Source organism: Enterococcus sp. UD-01, assembly GCF_044909655.1.
GTDB lineage: Bacteria > Bacillota > Bacilli > Lactobacillales > Enterococcaceae > Enterococcus_L.
In genome coordinates this window covers 68,907-87,397 of the sequence record NZ_JBIYEU010000008.1, presented here as the reverse complement: position 1 = coordinate 87,397, position 18,491 = coordinate 68,907, and the positions used below count along the sequence as shown (strand labels likewise).

15 protein-coding genes are annotated in these 18,491 nt (G+C 38.0%); all 15 read right to left on the bottom strand.

Features of this window, described 5'->3' with window-relative positions:
- Window positions 1–118: 118 nt before the first annotated feature.
- The 15 genes from ABH902_RS08875 to rfbA all read right to left on the bottom strand — a co-directional run bounded on the left by ABH902_RS08875 (window position 119) and on the right by rfbA (window position 18,433).
- A complete protein-coding gene (locus tag ABH902_RS08875; RefSeq protein WP_404590357.1) occupies window positions 119–943 on the bottom strand; it encodes a glycosyltransferase in 825 nt (274 codons plus the stop codon).
- A gap of 14 nt (window positions 944–957) precedes the next feature.
- Window positions 958–2,352: a sugar transferase gene (locus ABH902_RS08870; protein ID WP_404590356.1), complete on the bottom strand. Its 1,395-nt coding sequence runs from the start codon at window positions 2,350–2,352 to the stop codon at window positions 958–960.
- Window positions 2,353–2,581: 229 nt separating this feature from the next.
- Entirely contained in the window at window positions 2,582–3,745 is a 1,164-nt protein-coding gene (locus ABH902_RS08865; RefSeq protein ID WP_404590355.1) for an EpaQ family protein, read from the bottom strand.
- Window positions 3,746–3,767: 22 nt separating this feature from the next.
- On the bottom strand, window positions 3,768–5,729 hold the full coding sequence (locus ABH902_RS08860; RefSeq protein ID WP_404590354.1) for a hypothetical protein: 1,962 nt from the start codon (window positions 5,727–5,729) through the stop codon (window positions 3,768–3,770).
- A 31-nt stretch (window positions 5,730–5,760) separates the two neighbouring features.
- The gene (locus tag ABH902_RS08855; protein ID WP_404590353.1) at window positions 5,761–7,905 is read right to left on the bottom strand and encodes a glycosyltransferase family 2 protein; all 2,145 of its coding nucleotides are present in this window, start codon (window positions 7,903–7,905) and stop codon (window positions 5,761–5,763) included.
- Between the two features lie 32 nt (window positions 7,906–7,937).
- Window positions 7,938–11,081, bottom strand: coding sequence for a glycosyltransferase (locus ABH902_RS08850; protein ID WP_404590352.1), 3,144 nt, complete (start codon window positions 11,079–11,081; stop codon window positions 7,938–7,940).
- Entirely contained in the window at window positions 11,071–12,288 is a 1,218-nt protein-coding gene (locus ABH902_RS08845; RefSeq protein WP_404590351.1) for an ABC transporter ATP-binding protein, read from the bottom strand. Before ABH902_RS08845 ends, ABH902_RS08850 begins: the two co-directional genes overlap by 11 nt.
- Window positions 12,289–12,342: 54 nt before the next feature.
- A complete protein-coding gene (locus tag ABH902_RS08840; RefSeq protein WP_404590350.1) occupies window positions 12,343–13,137 on the bottom strand; it encodes an ABC transporter permease in 795 nt (264 codons plus the stop codon).
- A gap of 176 nt (window positions 13,138–13,313) precedes the next feature.
- Window positions 13,314–13,658, bottom strand: a complete 345-nt coding sequence (locus tag ABH902_RS08835) for a hypothetical protein (RefSeq protein ID WP_404590349.1) — start codon at window positions 13,656–13,658, stop codon at window positions 13,314–13,316.
- Window positions 13,658–13,999: a DUF2304 domain-containing protein gene (locus tag ABH902_RS08830; protein ID WP_404590348.1), complete on the bottom strand. Its 342-nt coding sequence runs from the start codon at window positions 13,997–13,999 to the stop codon at window positions 13,658–13,660. Before ABH902_RS08830 ends, ABH902_RS08835 begins: the two co-directional genes overlap by 1 nt.
- Window positions 13,996–14,724, bottom strand: a complete 729-nt coding sequence (locus ABH902_RS08825; RefSeq protein WP_404590347.1) for a glycosyltransferase family 2 protein — start codon at window positions 14,722–14,724, stop codon at window positions 13,996–13,998. Before ABH902_RS08825 ends, ABH902_RS08830 begins: the two co-directional genes overlap by 4 nt.
- A gap of 120 nt (window positions 14,725–14,844) precedes the next feature.
- Complete coding sequence (rfbD, locus tag ABH902_RS08820; RefSeq protein WP_404590346.1) at window positions 14,845–15,696, bottom strand: dTDP-4-dehydrorhamnose reductase; 852 nt, start codon at window positions 15,694–15,696, stop codon at window positions 14,845–14,847.
- Between the two features lie 228 nt (window positions 15,697–15,924).
- Window positions 15,925–16,953: a dTDP-glucose 4,6-dehydratase gene (gene rfbB, locus ABH902_RS08815; protein WP_404590345.1), complete on the bottom strand. Its 1,029-nt coding sequence runs from the start codon at window positions 16,951–16,953 to the stop codon at window positions 15,925–15,927.
- A 24-nt stretch (window positions 16,954–16,977) separates the two neighbouring features.
- Entirely contained in the window at window positions 16,978–17,550 is a 573-nt protein-coding gene (rfbC, locus tag ABH902_RS08810; RefSeq protein ID WP_404590344.1) for a dTDP-4-dehydrorhamnose 3,5-epimerase, read from the bottom strand.
- Window positions 17,551–17,563: 13 nt separating this feature from the next.
- Entirely contained in the window at window positions 17,564–18,433 is an 870-nt protein-coding gene (gene rfbA / locus ABH902_RS08805) for a glucose-1-phosphate thymidylyltransferase RfbA (RefSeq protein WP_404590343.1), read from the bottom strand.
- Between the last annotated feature and the right edge of the window lie 58 nt (window positions 18,434–18,491).

Sequence of the window (18,491 nt, the reverse complement as noted above, 5' to 3'; positions counted from 1 at the left end):
TGTTTTTATATGTATATCCTAAAGAATGAAAAACAAAATATGTGATGAAATGGTTTCAAGTTCCTTATAAATGTGAATTACAAGGAACTTCTTTACCTAAATTATTCCTCTAAATAAATTATTTCCTCAATTGTTTTTGATAAATTGAACCTCGTACTTTATTTGGCATTAAGCTAATAACAGTATGCGCCAATGAAACAAATAAGAAGTCATTGATTTTTCCCAGACCTTCCTGATAAATAATCCAGCGAGCCTTTAAGCCGGGCAGCAGATAAGCCAATCCGCCTCTTCTAGCATACATATCCACGCCAGTTCTAGCATATACTAATACCTCTGACATGTTTAATCCAAGATAATTTTGCTTTAATAATCGAACCCATAAATAATAATCTTCAAATCCTTTTAGTGGTTGATAATTGCCAACCGCTTCTACCGCCGCTTTTTTATACATAACAGTCATGTGATTAAATGGATTACGTTTTTTAGAAAATTGCTTAATTTCTTCATTACTTTGCGGCATATTCTTTCTAGCCAAGATATTCTCAATACTGCCTTCAAATTCAATGATATTCGATCCGATAATCGCTAGCTCCTCATTTTTCAAAAAGGCTTCGTATTGCTTTTGTAATCGTTGCTCAACCATAACATCATCCGTATCCATCCGCGCAATCAACTGGTTACGACAACGTTTAACACCAATTGCTAGTGCTGTTCCCAATCCTTGATTTTCTTCTAATGCGACAATCGTCAGCTGCCTGCCTAGCTTTGCTTGATATTCCTGAATAATGGTCGTTAATTCTAACGTTAGAGGTCCATCTTCAACTAGTAGAATTTCATCAGGCTGCTGGGTTTGTTTAATGATACTTTCCATTGCCTGATGGAAATACTCTGGTTTTTCTTTGCTGTAGATAGACATTAAAACACTAACAGGGATTGTTTCCATACTATTCACTCGCCTTATCTAAATAAATCAATATTGTGTTCTTCTAAAAAAGAAAGAGGTTTTTTACTGCGTTCTACCTCTTCAACTCCTTGAGAGGAAACCTTATCAAATAAAATTTTAATGGTTTGCAGTAAAATTTTTAAATCCAGCATTAAAGAATAGTTTTTAATATACAATAAATCGAAGTTTAATTTGCTATTATAATCTGAAGCGTATTTACCATAAACCTGTGCATAACCTGTAATCCCGGCTCTTACATTGTGCCGTAAATAATATTGCGGGTTTTCACTGTTGAATTGATCAACAAAAAATGGACGTTCCGGTCTTGGACCGACAATTGCCATATCACCGCGAATAACATTAATCAGCTGTGGCAACTCATCAATTCTTAAAGCCCGCAAATACTTACCAACTGTCGTCACTCGACTATCATTGCTAGTTGAAAGAACAGGACCAGATTTCGCCTCTGCGGTAGCTGACATTGTTCTGAATTTTAGAATAGAAAATTCTTTTTGGTCCAGCGTAATCCGTGTTTGCTTATAAATAACAGGACCCGGTGACGTTACTTTGACTAAAACGGCAGCAATTATCATCAACGGAGAGGCAATAACCAATAACACAAACGATAATAAAACATCAAACAAACGTTTGACAAAATTATCTTCGGCTTTAATTCTAAAATCAGATACTTCTATAATACTTTCATCTTCAAAGTTCATCATATTTGGTTTTAACATAATTAGATTTTCAAAACTAGTGTTCAAAAACAGCTTTTTCTCAGCTTTAGTTACAAGTTTATAAATTTTGAATTTCTCATTTTCATCAATATGACTAGCAATATAAACGATATCAATCTCTGCTAAAACTTGTACAAGATTTTCATAATAATGATCGATGATGACTTTTGTTACTTGATGTTTTTTATTTTTGTGACTAATAAAATTTTGAGCTGCAGAAACGACACTTTCCTGCGTGCCGATGATTACAACCTTTTTAACAGCACTAACTTTTAAATAAAGCAGATACACTACAATTCGCCACAAACTTAACAGAATAACTCCTACAATAAATGAATATACTAATACGGATCTTGGAAAAGTAAACCATCTGCCGGCAAAAGTAATACTCATAATAACAAGCGTTGTTAGAATTTGACCGATAACTGTAACAAATACGATATCATTGATGGTTCGGTTATAAAAAACGTACGCGCCTAATAATAAATTCAAAAGAACAAAAAATAACGAAATGTAAATAGCTGATTTTTCATAGGATACAAAATTATATGAAGGAATGTTAAATCCAAACTTAATCCAAAACCCCACCAATACAGAAAAATTGAAGACTAAAACATCTATAATAATAAGCGCAATCCGCTTCGCATTATTCCATTCACTTTTAGTTGTCATGTGTACCTTCCTTCCTAATCGCAAACTTCAACAGAAATAGGCCTGTCAATGTCTGAAGCAAAACTTCAATGTTCATGTTAACATAATAAGCTTCAAAAACAAATAGCAATTATCGTTCGCTTTCTTCTTCAAATAAAAGAAACCAAAAAGCTTCCCACTTTTTCCCAACGTTTTTAAACGAAAGAAAATGATCCAAAAAACATAAATTTTCGTCTTTTAATACTCTCCGTTAATTTGAGCCCGAGTTTTGTCCCTGCTCTGTTTTTTGTATTGCTAATCCAATAAATGAATAAACAATCGGAATCCAATAATTTGCTAATAAAGTTTCTTCCATGGTTGATTGAATGCAGATGGCTAAAAAGCCGAAAAATAAACTAATTTGGAAGAAAGACAATCTTCTTTTTTGAATTATTCCTATGCTTAATAATCCAAGCAGCACAGAAAACAATAAGATATATCCAATAATCCCGTAGCTACCCAGCGCATAAAGATAGCTGTTGTGCGTTCCCAGATTTTTCCAGGATGCCGTAAAAGGCGCCATTCCGATCAGCATATTTTGAGTATCAGCAAACCATTTATCAAAAAACTCTGCCCAGATTCTTTCTCTGCCTGTAAACAAATTTAAGGTTGCCGACTTTGAAAAGGCATGAAAGATAAATGGTCCAGCAGCAAAAATCGCGCCAAACCCAAGCGTCAGCAGATAATTATTTTGCAAAAGCTTTTTAGGAATCAGATTATCAACAAAAATGAACAGGAGCAATGCTCCTAAGGAAGCTTTCGACTGACACACCCAAATTCCCGCTAATCCGACAGCATAAATCGGTAAAACCAATAGTTTTGCATAGCCAATACTAAAGGATTTGATCAAAATACTCAACATAATCACCGACAGCAGCAGGGTCATGCCGATTGTATTTGTGTTGATCCAAATGGCTTCCAGTTTGTTGCTGCTTTTCCAAATCTCTGCCTTAGGAACCAACTTAGGTAATTCCGTATAAATTCTATACAGCGTGACTCCTAAAGCAGCTCCGGTAATTCCGGTTAGCAGCCCAAAGTCTATTTTAGTAAAGCGCGTGTTTTTGAAGCAAATCAAAAATAGAATAATCAAAGGAATTGAGGCGTTGATAAATCGATTACTGTGCCGCATAGAAGAAGTTGCAGTATAAAAAAGCATAATGCCTACTGCTAAACCGATCAACAGCCAATCCGCTTTTTTTAATTCCTTGATTCTCAACACGAGGACGACAGCAATCGCTGCTGCTAAAAGATAAACACTATTTTGATAGATAAACCCTGTTGCTTTGGTACCGATACCTGCTACCCACATTAGGTAAGAAGCAGCTATAGTAAGTAGTAACACAAGATTACTTATTTTATTTAGTATTTTGTCCATACTAACATCCTTTCAACAGCTCTTAATAGAGAACTTGATAAATATAGGCGCTGTTTGTATCTGGTCCGTATAATTGTTTTAACTGGATCGATTCTGTTGCCAGCTTATCAATATTTTCATAAGTAACCAAATATTTAATCTGGTATTTTTTCAAATCCTCAAGACTTAGGAAAACCTTAAATGCATCTGCATTCAAAAGCTCAAACTGCGGTTGCTTATCGCCAATTTCCACATAAATATGTGAATAACGGTTATAAACTTTTTCGTATTTCCCCGTTGGATCGATTGGCTTCCAAGAATCCAGATTAGGTGTAAATGCCGTTCCGTTGAACGTATGTACACCCAGCATTGGTAAAAATTGATGCATCATGCGTTCACCAGCCCATAATTGACCCGGATCTGCTTTTTCAAGTGCCATTACCTGCTGCGCAATTTTTTTCTCATAGACCGCGTTGATACCCTTTGCCAACGGATTAACCGTCAACCCGCCAACTAATACCACACCTAAAAGAACAATTGAAAAGAGATATTTCCGCTTATTCAGTAATAAAGTGATAAGCAAAGCTGCAACAGCTAAAATCAGTAAAATATCCTGTCTGCTTAAATACAATCTTAAATTTCCTGTGTACAATGCGTAAAAGTATAATCCTATATTACCAACGATAAGTCTAGCCTGAGCGACCCATGGCAATCTTTTGTGCTCCCATATATATTGAATAAACCAAATACTCAATAAAATAGCTGCAAAGCTAAAAGCCAGATATGCACGTTCTTCTGGTACGTAAGACCAAAGCGTCAGCTTGGCAAAAAGGGTCGGAAAACGAACGCTCATCCATAACAAATTGAAAATACAAAATATCAATAGGAAGAAGCCATACATATTTTCCTTAATTTTTTTATAAAACAGCCAAGGTGAAATGAAAAGAATCACGAAAAAGAAATGGTAAAAGCTGCTTAGCTCTGAATTATTTTCATAAACAACATCTTGAAAAGACATCTTCCAGTTAGTCAAAAACAGAAAAATATCCTTTTTAGCAAAGTCCCCACCAACGGATACACGATTGCCGGGATAAATAGTGTGCAATACACGAATTAATGAATCCCACGAGGTAATCAGTGAAACTCCTACAATGATGGCCGTTAGCCCGATAGCTAAGCCAATCGCGCCAATATCGAACTTATCGAACTTAATTTTATGCTTGAACTCAAAGAAAAAGCCAAGTAAAAAGAGTAGAATCAAATAGCCGAAAGGCACCTGAAGCGCTGGATACAATACGAGGACAAAACCGGAAGCACAAATGGCCGTCATTAATGAAAACAGCCAGCGCCAGCGTTTATTTTGATGGTAGTAAAAATAGTTATAGATACCCGCTAAAAAACCAAAGGTGAAAAAGACCAGATCGCCTACTGGTGAAACAAACCACCATTGAATCGCTGCAGAAAAAGGAAGCCAGACGCTAGTCAATAAAGCCAGATACTTATTTCGCTTTGTCAGTATCAACCCAATTTCAAATGACAATAACATCAGTCCAATTAATTTAAGTCCCCAATACCATGATAGACCGCGCTCTTTTCCCAGCAGAACATAACCCCAAGTAAACGGTTTTGCTAAGGTAGCCAAATTTAAGGCTGGCGAATTATAACCAATAACCATATCCTGTCCATCAACCGTTATTACTTCATTATGATTTTTTAAGCCTGTCTGTGTTTGCGACAAACTGTATGGCGTTTGTACCATCCATTCATCCGATCTGATCGGTCTGGCTTTACCCCAAATCACATTTTGCGTATCTGCTCCTTCCGCATAATCGGACACGTAATTGTCCCACATACTGATTGAGCTGCCATGTAATTTGAAAATTAGAATGAAACAAAACACGAGTAAAGCCAGCCAAAAGCGAGCCTTAATCAGTTTGTCAAAAATGACTAAAAGATTATTTTTCTTTAAACTTTTTTTTTCAGTTGCTACTTGATTGATTTCCATTGCAAACTCCATTCATCTTTATAACAAATACTTAATCCCGGTACGAAAAATTTGGTATGTCTCTCGTGAGATTAGGGTTGTAAAATGGATCATCGGCGATCAAGCTGGCCCATTTATTTTCCATCATTGCTTTTTCTTTTTCAAACCGTTTTTTCTTTTTCCCTTTATCATCATAGCCTCTAGTTTGTGATTCAAAATGATAAAGCTCAGCTTCATGAAGCCAGACATTGTCCCGGCCTAGTGCTTTAACCTTTAAGCATAAATCAACATCATTAAAAGCCACTGTAAACTCTTCGTCAAAACCTGAAACAGCCTCAAAATCAGCTTTTTTCATCAAAAGACAAGCCGCAGTTACTGCCAAATAATCCACATTTAATGCCAATTTACCAAAATAGCCCAAATCTCCATGGGGATAGCCATAATGACCATGTCCTGCAACACCGCCCAGTCCTAAAATTACACCAGCATGCTGAATCGTATTATTTGGATATAAAAGCTTCGCTCCGACACAGCCAATACGTTCCTGTTGACCAAAAGAAACCATTAGCTTTAGCCAGTCGCCGTTGATGACTTCTGTATCGTTGTTTAAAAACAACAAATATTTCCCCTGTGCGCTCTTTGCAGCAATATTATTAATTTTGGAAAAATTAAAAGGAATATCAATCGTTAAGACACGAAAACGGTCGTTTAATTGTTCTTGATAAGAAGCATATAATTCCTGCATTTTTTCGTCCGTGCTGCCATTATCCGCAATGATAATCTCGTAATTTTGATAAGTAGTTTTTTCGAGGATCGATGACACACAGCGCTGAATATCCTTGTAGCCATTTTTGGTTGGGATAATAATGGAGACTAATTCTTCCTTCTCGACCTCATAGTACACATCGTATAACCCATTCGCCCGACCATGTGTGGCATAGCCTTTGATGCCGCGGCGCACAAGAGCATCCTGCACAGCTTTCAACCCAGCTTCAAAAGCATAGCCTTTAGAGGATTGATCGACTGCCGTTGAGGTTGGCAGCATGCGCCAATGATATAAAACTTTAGGAATATGCTTTATTCTTTCTGCCGTCGTTTTCTCAGTAAAACGAAGCACCAAATCATAGTCCTGAGAACCTTCATAGCCTTTTCTAAAACCGCCGATTTCTTCTAAAATCGTTTTTCTGTAAACACCTAAATGAGAAATATAGTTGGTTCCCAACAATAAATCAGGAGACCAGTCCGGCTTAAACGAAGGATCTGAACGATTGCCGTCCATATCAATCTTATCCTCATCACTGTAAAGTAAATCTAGCTCAGGATTTTCATTTAATGCTTTTACAACTTCATAAAAAGCAATTCTCGGCAGCTCATCATCATTATCCAGCAAAGCGACAAATTCTCCAGTGGCTAATGCCAGCGCAGAATTAGTGGCTTCACTAATATGACCGTTAACCTTTCGATAGACAACTTTGATTCGTTCATCTAATTGTTGGTATTCTTCTAAAAGCTCTTTTACCTTGGGATCAGTAGAAGCATCATCCGCCATACAAAGCTCCCAATTAGGATAATCCTGAATCAAGATCGAATCAATGCAGCGGCGCAGCCATTTTTCTTCTACATTATAAACTGGCATAGCAATCGAAATTTTAGGCCGATAGTCAAAAGCAGCAATTTCCGCTTTAATCTGTTCAAAATCAAATTGTTCATTACGCTCCAGCCAACTTGGATAAGAAGACTGTCTGCGAATTTTTTCGATTTTAACGCGCTGAATCGTTCCTTTAATGCCATTTCGTTTTAGATAGCTAATCCCTTTATGTACGTTAATCATCAAGCGAGATAATTTGTCTTCCGTTCCGGGAACCAAGGGATGCTTTTTGCCTAAATTAATCCACTCAGACTGTTCTGTATGACTATCCTCTGAAATAAAACGAAGTTCCAGCTGATCTTTTTTCAATAAACCAACCAATTTGATTTCAAAGCCGGCCATAACAGCTGGTTCAGTTTCGTAGATTTGGTTAACATCTTCTCTAAGCACACGTTTGATTTCGTAAGAAGCTACCTGCTCTTGATTGTTGACCAAAATTTCTGGACTGGACTTGGCAGCAATTGCCAAAGCCCAGCCAGTAATTGTTAAGTTGTTGGTTTCTTTCTCTCGATAGATACTATCAATAATGATCTTGATCTCATCGCTCATTGTTTGTTCTCCTTATACTTAAAGGTCTACTTTTATAAATGCTTTGGATTCTTGTAAGCATCTTTTAATTCCTGCTCTGTCCAGCGATTCATCAGTTCTTTAAAATTACCCTTTTTAGCAGTATTTTTATTTTTTTCTTCTGATTTGAAAACAGCATATGAACAGTAAATGATAGTTTTATTTAATTTATTTGCAAACTGCAGTGATAAATCAGTTCCCATCAAATCGCTGCCTAGCCCCTCATCCAGTCCAGCTACAGCCAGATAATCTGCTTTTCTAAACGCCATACATCTTTCAGAAGCAGCCTGAATATTTCTTGGCAACGCAATTCGATAATAATAGCCCAAGCTCTTACCCGGTGTTCCTTCTTCTGGATATAATACTCTTTTCTTCTCTGTATCTACAGACATACCTACATTTTCAATGCGGTAGCGATAATCCACAATTCGACCAGTCACAATACCTGATTGAGGTTGTTGTGCCATGTTCAGCATTTCCATTAACCAATTGCTCTTTGTTGGCACTAATCCTGCTTCTAAAAGAACGATATATTCACCTGCAGCGGCTTTAATCATAGCATCTCTCGTTGTGCCATCACTGAATACAAGCTTATTGGTTGTTAACTGAACATCCGTTTTCAATGACGTTGGTAAAACAATTTCATAATTCTCATAAATTGTTTTTTCCAGAATTTTTTTCAAGTAGTCGTTGATATCCGCCGCACCATCTGTAATAATCAATGAAACTTTCGGCACCACGTCATAGATATAATTTATTTTATAAGAACCATAAAACTCTGCAATTTCAACGTTCGCTTTAATCCCACGACGATCCATTGCTGCCTGTAGTGCTTTTTGACCCGCTACATAGGCATAGCCTTTGCTTTCAGGGTTTAAGGCTGTCGAGGATTCGATCGCCCGCCAATGATACATCATGCCGGGAATATGCGCGATATTTTCAGCATTTTCCGTCGCCCGTAAAACAAAATCGTAATCCTGTGCACCATTGAACTCCGTTTTTAAGCCGCCAGTTTTTTCCAGCACGGAACGTTTCACCACAACAAAGTGAGTGATGTAATTGTGATTTAAAATCAGCTCTGGATTCCATTTTGATTTATAAAAAGCGTTAAATCGCTTGCCGCTTTCTGTTACTTTATCTTCATCGGTATAAATAAAATCAATCGTCTGATCCTCATTCAACGCCTTAACAACTTCATATAAAGCCTGTGGCGCCAACTCATCGTCATTGTCCATAAAGCCGATATATTCACCTGTAGCAATACTTAAGGCAGAATTGGTTGCTTCAGAAATATGACCATTTTCCTCACGATAAATCACTTTGATGCGATCATCTGCATCTGCATATTTTTTCAGCAGCGGTTTAATATAGGCGCTTGGCGAAGCATCATCTGCTAGACAAAGCTCCCAGTTTTCATAATACTGGTTTTGTAAGGAAGTCACGCAGGCATCCAGCCACTTTTCTTCTACATTATAAACCGGCACAGCAACAGAGATTTTCGGCTTAAAGGTGAAGGTTTCAATGTCAGCTAAAATCGCTGTAGCATCTACTGGTGTTTCCTGTTGTTCTTGTCGTTTGAAATACCATTTCATAGAGCCGACAAGTCCGCGCGTTTGTACAGAACGCCACGCTCGCTGAAATTTTCCGCCAGGTTGAACCATATTTGGTTTTTCTAAACGATATTGTAATTTTCGACCATTATGCGCCGCTACATTCAGCGTATATGCTGGCAAATCACCTGGATCGCTAACTTCGATGACAAAGCCGTAATCTTGGTCGCCCTTTAATTCAAACATGTCAATGACATCACGTCGATATTCTTTGGCAGTGGTATAATCAATGTCTCCTTCTGCAGTCACATCGAAGGTCACTGGCAGCTTGTCTTCTCGAGAATAAGCCCAGCCGCGAATCACCGTTTTTTGCTCTTCTACATGACGAACGATATCGTCAATATTCAGTGAAATATAGGAATCAAATTTATTGATCGATACTTTTTTGTATTTTGTCATTTGCTTGCCACGCACCATCGATTTTTTATTGTTTAAGGCATTGGCGAAATCCCGCTTTTCAACTGCATAGTCAATCAGCTCATGAACAATTTCTGAAAATTCGCCTTCATACTGATAATCAGCAGTTACAGTCAAGGTTTTGCCAGCCATTTTTTTATCGTTAAATTCTATCACCGGTACTTGCTTGTCAGAGAAAAAATAATGTTTTTTCTGATTATATACAGCATTTGATGCACTTGCTCTTAACAGTGTTCCATCAAGCTCTACACTTAGGTCAAGCACGACACCGGTCATGCTTGGGAAAATTTTCAGCATTTGGATGTTTTGTGGAATATCCAGAGTAAACGTCTTATTTTCACCGGTGACTGTATTTAATTGAACATCAAATTCTTTTTGATCTTCTTCACCACAGTCGTATAAAAAATGAATATTTTTAACATAGCTGGAATTTTCAGGAACAACCCGAACAGGATTTGCAACCGGGCTAGTCGTCAACGCATAAAAATACTGATAGACTTCCCCAAATGGACGTGCTTTAAACGCGGCACGTGCTTCCACCGGCAAGTCTTCATACGTTGCTTCAAGTTCATTATAGCCGACCTGATTGATCGTAAAATCTTCTTTCGCGATAAATAAACCGACTCTGTCAAAAACTTTTTCAAAGCCGCTTTGAACAAAGAAGGATTTGTGGGTTGCATCCAGCAAGCCGGTTTCACGCCAATCCAGCTTATTGTTAAATAATTCAATTAAGACAGAATTGTGTGCGATATTTGGAAAGGTAATTAAAATCTGTCCTGCTTCGCTTAAAAATGGCTTTACTTTTTTTAAGGCACTTTCAGGATCCATTAAATGCTCCAATACATCTGCAAAGACAATATAGTCAAAGGTTTGTCCGGCAAAATAATTAGTCCAGGCTTCTTCGTCAATATTACCGTAAAAAGCATCGGTTGAAAATTCACTTACATGATCGTACAATTCCTTGTCCAATTCAACAATAGCTACGGTACAATTCTTTTCTTCCATCAAATATTTTGTCATTCGGCCGTTTCCAGGTCCAAATTCTAAAACCCGACTATTTTCCTTGATTTGAGCGACGATTTTTCCCACACTGGTACTTTCATCGACTTCCATTTCAAAATCATACTTCATCTTTAATAGTATCCTTCCATTCATGATCTAAAATGACAATGCCTTCGCCTGCATAGCGACCAGTAATAAACATGTTCAGGTATTTCGTTTTATACACTAAAGGTACCGTAGCGTGCTCTTCAAAGAACGCAATATCAAAATAATATTCACCGGTTAACAGTGACATTTTTCCATATTCCAAATAAAAGACGTTCTTGCCCTTTTTCCAAGGAATTTCCACTTGATCCAACAAGGTATTGAGTCCGCAGACATAATTATTGTCCACTGTTCGAATAGCCACACCGCAAACGGGTGATTTGATTGTATCGTTTTTTACAGTATATTCCAGTTTCAGAATAACCTTTTCATCCTGATTAACCATTTCCAGCGGCTCTAAGGCATAGTTCAACAAAGTAGCTTTTTCTACTTCAATAATATCCGGTACAGTTTCTTCATTTTTGATTGTTTTTTCACGGTCGACTGTTTTGATTGATTTCTTCTTTAAAAAGTTTTCGTAGTTTGTCGTGACATCCATCGTATCGCCCGCTTCAACAACTTCACCGTTTTTCAGCCAAAATGTTCGATCACAGAAGCGACGAATGGAATTGACGTCATGGGAAACAAACAAGATAGTTTTGCCGGAATTTTTAATTTCAGTGAATTTTTCCATACATTTTAATTGGAATTCCAAATCACCGACCGCCAACGCTTCATCAACGATCAATATATCCGGATCAACGTTGATCGCCACCGCAAATGCTAGACGGACAAACATCCCGCTCGAATAAGTTTTTACTGGCTGATACAGATGATCGCCAATATCAGCAAAATCAATCACATCTTGAACTCGTTCCTGCATTTCCTCTCTGGAAAAGCCCAGCACCATACCGTTTAAAAAGATATTTTCATAGCCGGAATATTCAGGATTAAAGCCGGAGCCTAATTCCAGTAAAGCAGAAATTTTTCCGTCAATGGTCATGGTACCGGAAGTAGGAGTTAAGACCCCAGTAATAATTTTTAAAATTGTTGATTTTCCTGAACCATTTTCACCGACAAATCCAATCATTTCACCTTTTTTAATTTGTAGAGTTACATCTTTTAATGCATAAAATAGGTCATGATAGTTTTTCTTTAAGGGATTTAGCGCTTCTTTAAAACGATCCGAAGGCTTTTTGTACATGTTATATGTTTTGGTAATATTCTTTATATCAATTGCATACTCTGACATTGTTTACTCTCCTTGTCCGTGTCCAGCCACAGCCGACCGACAGTGCACTCGTTTTTATAATACATCTGAAAAATGTGGTTTTAAGCGTTTGAAAACGCCTGTACCGATTAATAACAGAATACCTGTAAAGACCCAAAAGTATAAGCCATAGCGCCAATGCTCCCAGAACCAAGCTCCGTTTGTGAAGGAATCCCGATAGCCTTGAACAATGTAGTACAGCGGATTGATTTTTAAAATCTGCATAATTCTGGCACTAGGTACCCAAATAACTGGTAATGTCCACATAATTGTTTGCATTGCAACATTAATAAACTGCATGATATCCGGTAAAAAAGGCTGCGTTGATGCAGTGATCCACGTTAAGCCAGTTAAGAAAACAATCAGACAGAATAAATAATAGATCAATTGTAGTGCTTTTAACGTAGGCCATACGCCACTTGCAGAAGTCACTACAAAGCCAATTACGATAAAGAAAAGATGTGTATATAAACTTGACAAAATCTTAGATGTTGGCAGAATTTGCACATTAAAAACAACTTTTTTAACTAAATAGCTGTATTCTCGAAAAACACTTGTAGCAGAAATTAGAGAATCAGAGAAAAAGAACCATGGAATCAACCCAGTAACCAAATAAACGATAAACGGATAGGTTAGACTTGAATCAGCAGAGCGGATTTGCGAAAAGACAAACCAGTAGGTCAAAACGGTCACAAGAGGAGTAATAAACGCCCACACAATCCCCAGTGCAGAACCTGCATATTTTGCTTTAAAATCATTAAATGAAAACTGCAATAACAGTTTTCTATTTTCAACTATATTTTTAAAAATAGATAGTGTAGATCGTATCATTGACTCTTTCCTTTCTTGTTTCCATTACTTAAATGGTGGCCGCATAACGCATCGTCAGCCATTAGACTACAAACATCTTCTTGCATAACATTACTAGTTTAAAGAATATGCGCTTTTTTTTCAAGTTATGTAAGTATTTTCTTAATATTCTGCTGCATAGGACAGGACCGCTTTACTTATTTCGCTAACTGAATAATCACAATCCCTAAAATAATCACGCCCGTACCAATCACCGTGCCCAGCGATACCTGTTCCTGCAAAATCAGCTTAGATCCCAATAAAACAGCAATATTGGTACAAGCAACGCCCAAGGGCACGATATAGGAAACCTCTGATTTACTTACGATGACCATCCACAGTACGAAGCTAAACAAATAGCAGACAAAACCGATAATCGAGGTAAGTGACATGGAAAAAGAAAAAACAGCATTGGTAAAATGAATGGCTGTTGCCTGTGAACCAAGCTTGACTAAAATCAAACCGGAAGTAGACAAAACAACATATAATAAAAACAATAGCATTATTCTTTCTCCTTTTTATTTTTCAATATTGAAATTTCTTGAATCAGTAATTTGATTTGATTTTGCTGCTTGGATAATAAGGCCGAATTTTTAATTTCTATAAATAACAAGACAAATATGGCTGCAATCAATAAAAAGTTTGAAGTCGTTTCAAAGCCAAGTTTGTGCCCCAGCCATTCCGGTAAATTTGGAAAAACCGCCACGATGACCAGTCCGACAGCAATAATTAACCAGCGAATAGCGTTTTTAAGCAGAAAAACGTTCTTGTTGATCGAACGAACAATATACCCCAAAAAAATCAGAGAAAACAACAGCATCTCTATTCTTAAAATTCCGCTCATTTATTTCCCTCCCGCATAAAGCTTGCCACTAAAATTGCTATGCTGACTTCAAACATGTATTTTACTGAAGTAAAGGCACGAATAGAAGACTGACCACCGGCACGCTCCATCATATTTACGGCTACTTCTTTAATCTTAAATTTCTGCTTTAATAGATGAACAGTCGATTCCGGCTCAGGATAGCTTGTCGGATATTTTTCTGCAAAATAAGCAAGAATTTCATGATTGCAGGCGCGATAGCCGGAAGTAACATCGTAAACCTTAACGCCTGTTGATAAATAGGTCAGAAATGATAATATTTTTATCCCTACCCGGCGCATAAAAGTCGTTTGAAAAGCGGCTTTTTCATTAGGTAAAAATCTGGAACCAATGACAAAAGCGGCTTGTTGTTTGAGAATAGGTTGTACCACCGCATCCAAACTATGTATATCGTGTTGTCCGTCGCCATCAAACTGAACCGCAATATCGTAGCCGTTTTCCTTGGCATAGCGATAGCCGGTCTGAACCGCTCCGCCAATCCCCAAATTAACGACTAAATGAACCGCATTGATTTGCTGCTCCTGCAAAATTTTGGCCGTTTGATCCACTGAACCGTCATTAATCACAACATAATCAATAACATATGCTCCAGAATCATGCTGTTTTTTATACGTTTCTATAGAGGTGATTGTATTTAAAATGTTTGCTTCTTCATTATAAGCCGGGATAATTAAAAGAACGCGCAAAATAATTCTCCTCTACTTTCTTTGTTTGATTTTTACAAATACAATGCTGCAACTAATTTGGTCTTTTTATGTGCTGACTGAGATATCGTTATCAAAACGGTACCTCAGTCGTAGCAAGTGTTACTTTTGTTCTTTGGCAACTTGTACTAATAATTGTTCTAAGGCTTGTTCCCAAGTTGGGATGGTAAAGCCTAATGCTTCTGCTTTGGATAGATCCATGACAGAATATTTGGGACGCGTCGCTTTTTGCGGATATTGACTGGAGTCCACCGGTAAAACTTCGACATCTGTATCTTTTAAGATTTCTTTGGCAAACTGATACCAGCTGCAGCTGTTTTCGTTCGATAAATGATACACACCAAACGGCGCTTTTTCTTTCACTACAAATGTCATAAATTCTGCTAAGGTTCTTGTCCAGGTCGGACGGCCAAATTGATCATCCACTACCGTAATTTGCTTGTGCGTTTGCGCTAAACGCTGCATCGTAAAGACAAAATTATGCCCATATTGTCCAAATACCCATGATGTACGGATAATGTAATACTTCTCTAAAATTTCTTGAACAACCTGCTCGCCCAATAACTTAGTCCGACCGTATTCATTTTGCGCATTTGTTTGATCATCTACTTTGTAAAGCTCATCCTTTTTGGTACCATCAAATACATAATCGGTACTGATATAAATTAAGGTAGCATCCACTGCTTTTGCTGCTAACGCTACATTTTTTGTCCCGTCAACGTTGATTTTTTCATTTAATTCCTTGCCTTCATCTTCCGCTTTGTCTACTGCCGTATAGGCTGCACAATGATAAATGATTTCAGGCTTTAGCTCTGTAATAAATTTCATTGTTTGTTCCGCGTCCGTAATATCCATATCATTTGAATCTGTCGAAACATATTTTAAGCCCTGCTCATCAAGCAAATGACGTAACTCTGTTCCAAGCTGACCATTTCCGCCAGTTAAAAGTATCATCTCTGTTTCCTCCTTTAATGAATCAGTTCTTCTTTTTCAGCTACTCGCATTTAAAGTGACTGGGACATAACTCTGCGAGTCATATCCCAGTCACACGGTATCTGAATAAACAGTAAGAATAAAGTCTTGCTTTCGAAATAAAGCGTCTACTTCTCTTATCTTTTCAAAAGCCATTAATTTTACCCGAACTGATTTTTTATCAGCTGTATGCTATTGATTGACTATTGGTTATTGACCATTTTTGGCATAGTTCGCTTCAACAGCTTCTTTATCTGCTGCCCACCACTCTTGGTTGTCTGTATACCATTGAATCGTATCCGCTAAGCCATCGCGGAAATTTGTAAACTCAGGTGTCCAGCCTAATTCTTCCCGGAGCTTCGTTGAATCAATCGCGTAACGCAAGTCATGTCCCGGACGGTCATTGACATGCTCATAAGCATCTTTGGGCTGTCCCATTAATTCTAAAATCAGTTCCATTACTGTTTTGTTATCCTCTTCGCCATCAGCACCGATCAAGTAGGTTTCACCAATGCGGCCTTTGGTTAAAATAGCCCAAACTGCAGAAGAATGATCATTGGTATGAATCCAGTCACGCACATTTTTACCTGCGCCATACAGCTTAGGTGTAATGCCGCTCAAAATATTAGTGATTTGGCGCGGAATAAATTTCTCAATATGCTGATAAGGGCCATAGTTGTTTGAGCAATTGGAAATTGTTGCTTTCAAGCCGAATGAACGTCCCCAAGCTTTTACCAGCAAGTCTGAGCCTGCTTTGGTGGAAGAATACGGACTTGACGGATTGTAAGGCGTTTCTGCTGTAAATTTCTCACCGGCACCTTCTCCATGTCCAGGCAAATCTTCACGCAACGGTAAATCGCCATAAACTTCATCCGTTGATACATGGTGATAACGAACATCATGTTTGCGGCAAGCTTCAATTAAAGTATACGTGCCGATAATGTTGGTTTGGACAAACGGAAAAGGATCGTTTAGTGAATTATCGTTATGAGATTCAGCCGCGTAATGTACGACAGCATCGGTTTCTTTCACTAACCGTTCGACCAATTCAGCGTCTGCGATGTCACCAACGACCAATTCAACGCGATCTTTGGGCAGGCCTTCAAGATTTTTTTTATTTCCTGCATAAGTTAGTTTGTCTAATACAGTCACATGAACTTCTGGATGATTGTTCACCACATAATGAACAAAATTTGAACCGATAAACCCGGCTCCACCCGTTACAATGATGTTTTTCATCTTAATAGTCTCCTCTAAATTGCACTAAATTTCTCCATAAACAAATGGATTTTCAGCTTCAAATTCCTTTAATGTCGGATGCTTTCTGTCCTTTTCAGAAGTAATCGCCTTGTCGATACTAATCGGCCAGTCAATTGCCAAATCCGGATCATCGAAAGCAATACCGCCGTCAGCCGCCGCATTATAGTAATTATCGCATTTATACATAAAATTAACGTTCGGCGTCAATGTCACAAAACCATGCGCATAGCCTTTTGGCACCAATAGTTGACGATGATTATGTTCAGACAAAATATAGCCTTCCCATTGTCCATAGGTTGGGCTGCCTTTACGAATATCAACAATTACATCCAAAACCGCACCAGTCACTACACGAATCAGCTTTGTTTGAGCAGCTTCGCCTTTTTGGAAATGCAGGCCTCTCACCACGCCGGCTTCGCTTGAGAGAGAGTGATTGTCTTGAACAAAATCAAAATCTAAGCCCTGTGCGGCAAATTTTTCTTTAGAATAGCTTTCTGTAAAAAAACCACGGTGGTCGCCAAAAACGTCCATTTCGATGATTTTTACATCCTGCAGCTTTGTATCAATTACTTTCATTATCTCTTCGCTCCTACTCTGCTTCTGCTAATCTTAATAAGTATTGTCCATAACCATTTTTCTTCAACGGCTGTGCCAGTTCAACCAGCTGTTCTTTAGTGATATAGCCCATGCGATAAGCAATTTCTTCTAAACATGCCACTTTTAGGTTTTGGCGTTTTTCAATGGTTTCAATAAATGTAGAGGCTTCTAAAAGCGATTCATGGGTTCCAGTGTCTAGCCAAGCAAAACCACGTCCCATTACTTCTACGGATAATTTATTTCTTTCCAAATAGACCTTGTTCACATCAGTGATTTCAAGTTCGCCACGTGCAGAAGGTTGAATATTTTTAGCGATGTCAACTACATCATTATCATAGAAATAAAGACCTGTTACTGCATAATTAGATTTAGGCTGTTCAGGTTTTTCTTCAATTGAAAGAGCCTGCATGTCGTGATCAAATTCAACCACACCAAAACGTTCCGGATCATTTACGTGATAGCCAAAAACAGTCGCTCCCTGATCTTTAGACGCCGCCCGCTGCAATAGTTTGGATAAGCCGCCGCCATAATAAATATTATCGCCAAGTACCAAGCAAACACTATCGTCTCCGATAAACTCTTCGCCAATAATAAATGCCTGCGCCAAGCCGTCCGGACTTTCCTGCACCGCATATTCAATATGAATTCCTAAATCATCGCCGCAGCCAAACAAGCTTTCAAAACGCGGCGTGTCTTCCGGCGTAGAAATAATCAAGATTTCTGTAATTCCAGCCAACATCAATGTAGACATTGGATAATAAATCATCGGCTTGTCATAAATCGGCATTAGCTGTTTTGAGGTGGCCTTTGTTAACGGGTATAGTCTAGTTCCGCTACCGCCGGCTAAAATAATCCCTTTCATGGAAAAACTCCTTCAATCGTCATTTATTTTACATTACATTAACTAACGTTACTAAATG

Coding starts and splice junctions, on each gene's coding strand:
- ABH902_RS08875 (WP_404590357.1), bottom strand. CDS start 943: ATGGAAACAATCCCTGTTAGTGTTTTAATGTCTATCTACAGCAAAGAA.
- ABH902_RS08870 (WP_404590356.1), bottom strand. CDS start 2,352: ATGACAACTAAAAGTGAATGGAATAATGCGAAGCGGATTGCGCTTATT.
- ABH902_RS08865 (WP_404590355.1), bottom strand. CDS start 3,745: ATGGACAAAATACTAAATAAAATAAGTAATCTTGTGTTACTACTTACT.
- ABH902_RS08860 (WP_404590354.1), bottom strand. CDS start 5,729: ATGGAAATCAATCAAGTAGCAACTGAAAAAAAAAGTTTAAAGAAAAAT.
- ABH902_RS08855 (WP_404590353.1), bottom strand. CDS start 7,905: ATGAGCGATGAGATCAAGATCATTATTGATAGTATCTATCGAGAGAAA.
- ABH902_RS08850 (WP_404590352.1), bottom strand. CDS start 11,081: ATGAAGTATGATTTTGAAATGGAAGTCGATGAAAGTACCAGTGTGGGA.
- ABH902_RS08845 (WP_404590351.1), bottom strand. CDS start 12,288: ATGTCAGAGTATGCAATTGATATAAAGAATATTACCAAAACATATAAC.
- ABH902_RS08840 (WP_404590350.1), bottom strand. CDS start 13,137: ATGATACGATCTACACTATCTATTTTTAAAAATATAGTTGAAAATAGA.
- ABH902_RS08835 (WP_404590349.1), bottom strand. CDS start 13,658: ATGCTATTGTTTTTATTATATGTTGTTTTGTCTACTTCCGGTTTGATT.
- ABH902_RS08830 (WP_404590348.1), bottom strand. CDS start 13,999: ATGAGCGGAATTTTAAGAATAGAGATGCTGTTGTTTTCTCTGATTTTT.
- rfbD (WP_404590346.1), bottom strand. CDS start 15,696: ATGATACTTTTAACTGGCGGAAATGGTCAGCTTGGAACAGAGTTACGT.
- rfbB (WP_404590345.1), bottom strand. CDS start 16,953: ATGAAAAACATCATTGTAACGGGTGGAGCCGGGTTTATCGGTTCAAAT.
- rfbC (WP_404590344.1), bottom strand. CDS start 17,550: ATGAAAGTAATTGATACAAAGCTGCAGGATGTAAAAATCATCGAAATG.
- rfbA (WP_404590343.1), bottom strand. CDS start 18,433: ATGAAAGGGATTATTTTAGCCGGCGGTAGCGGAACTAGACTATACCCG.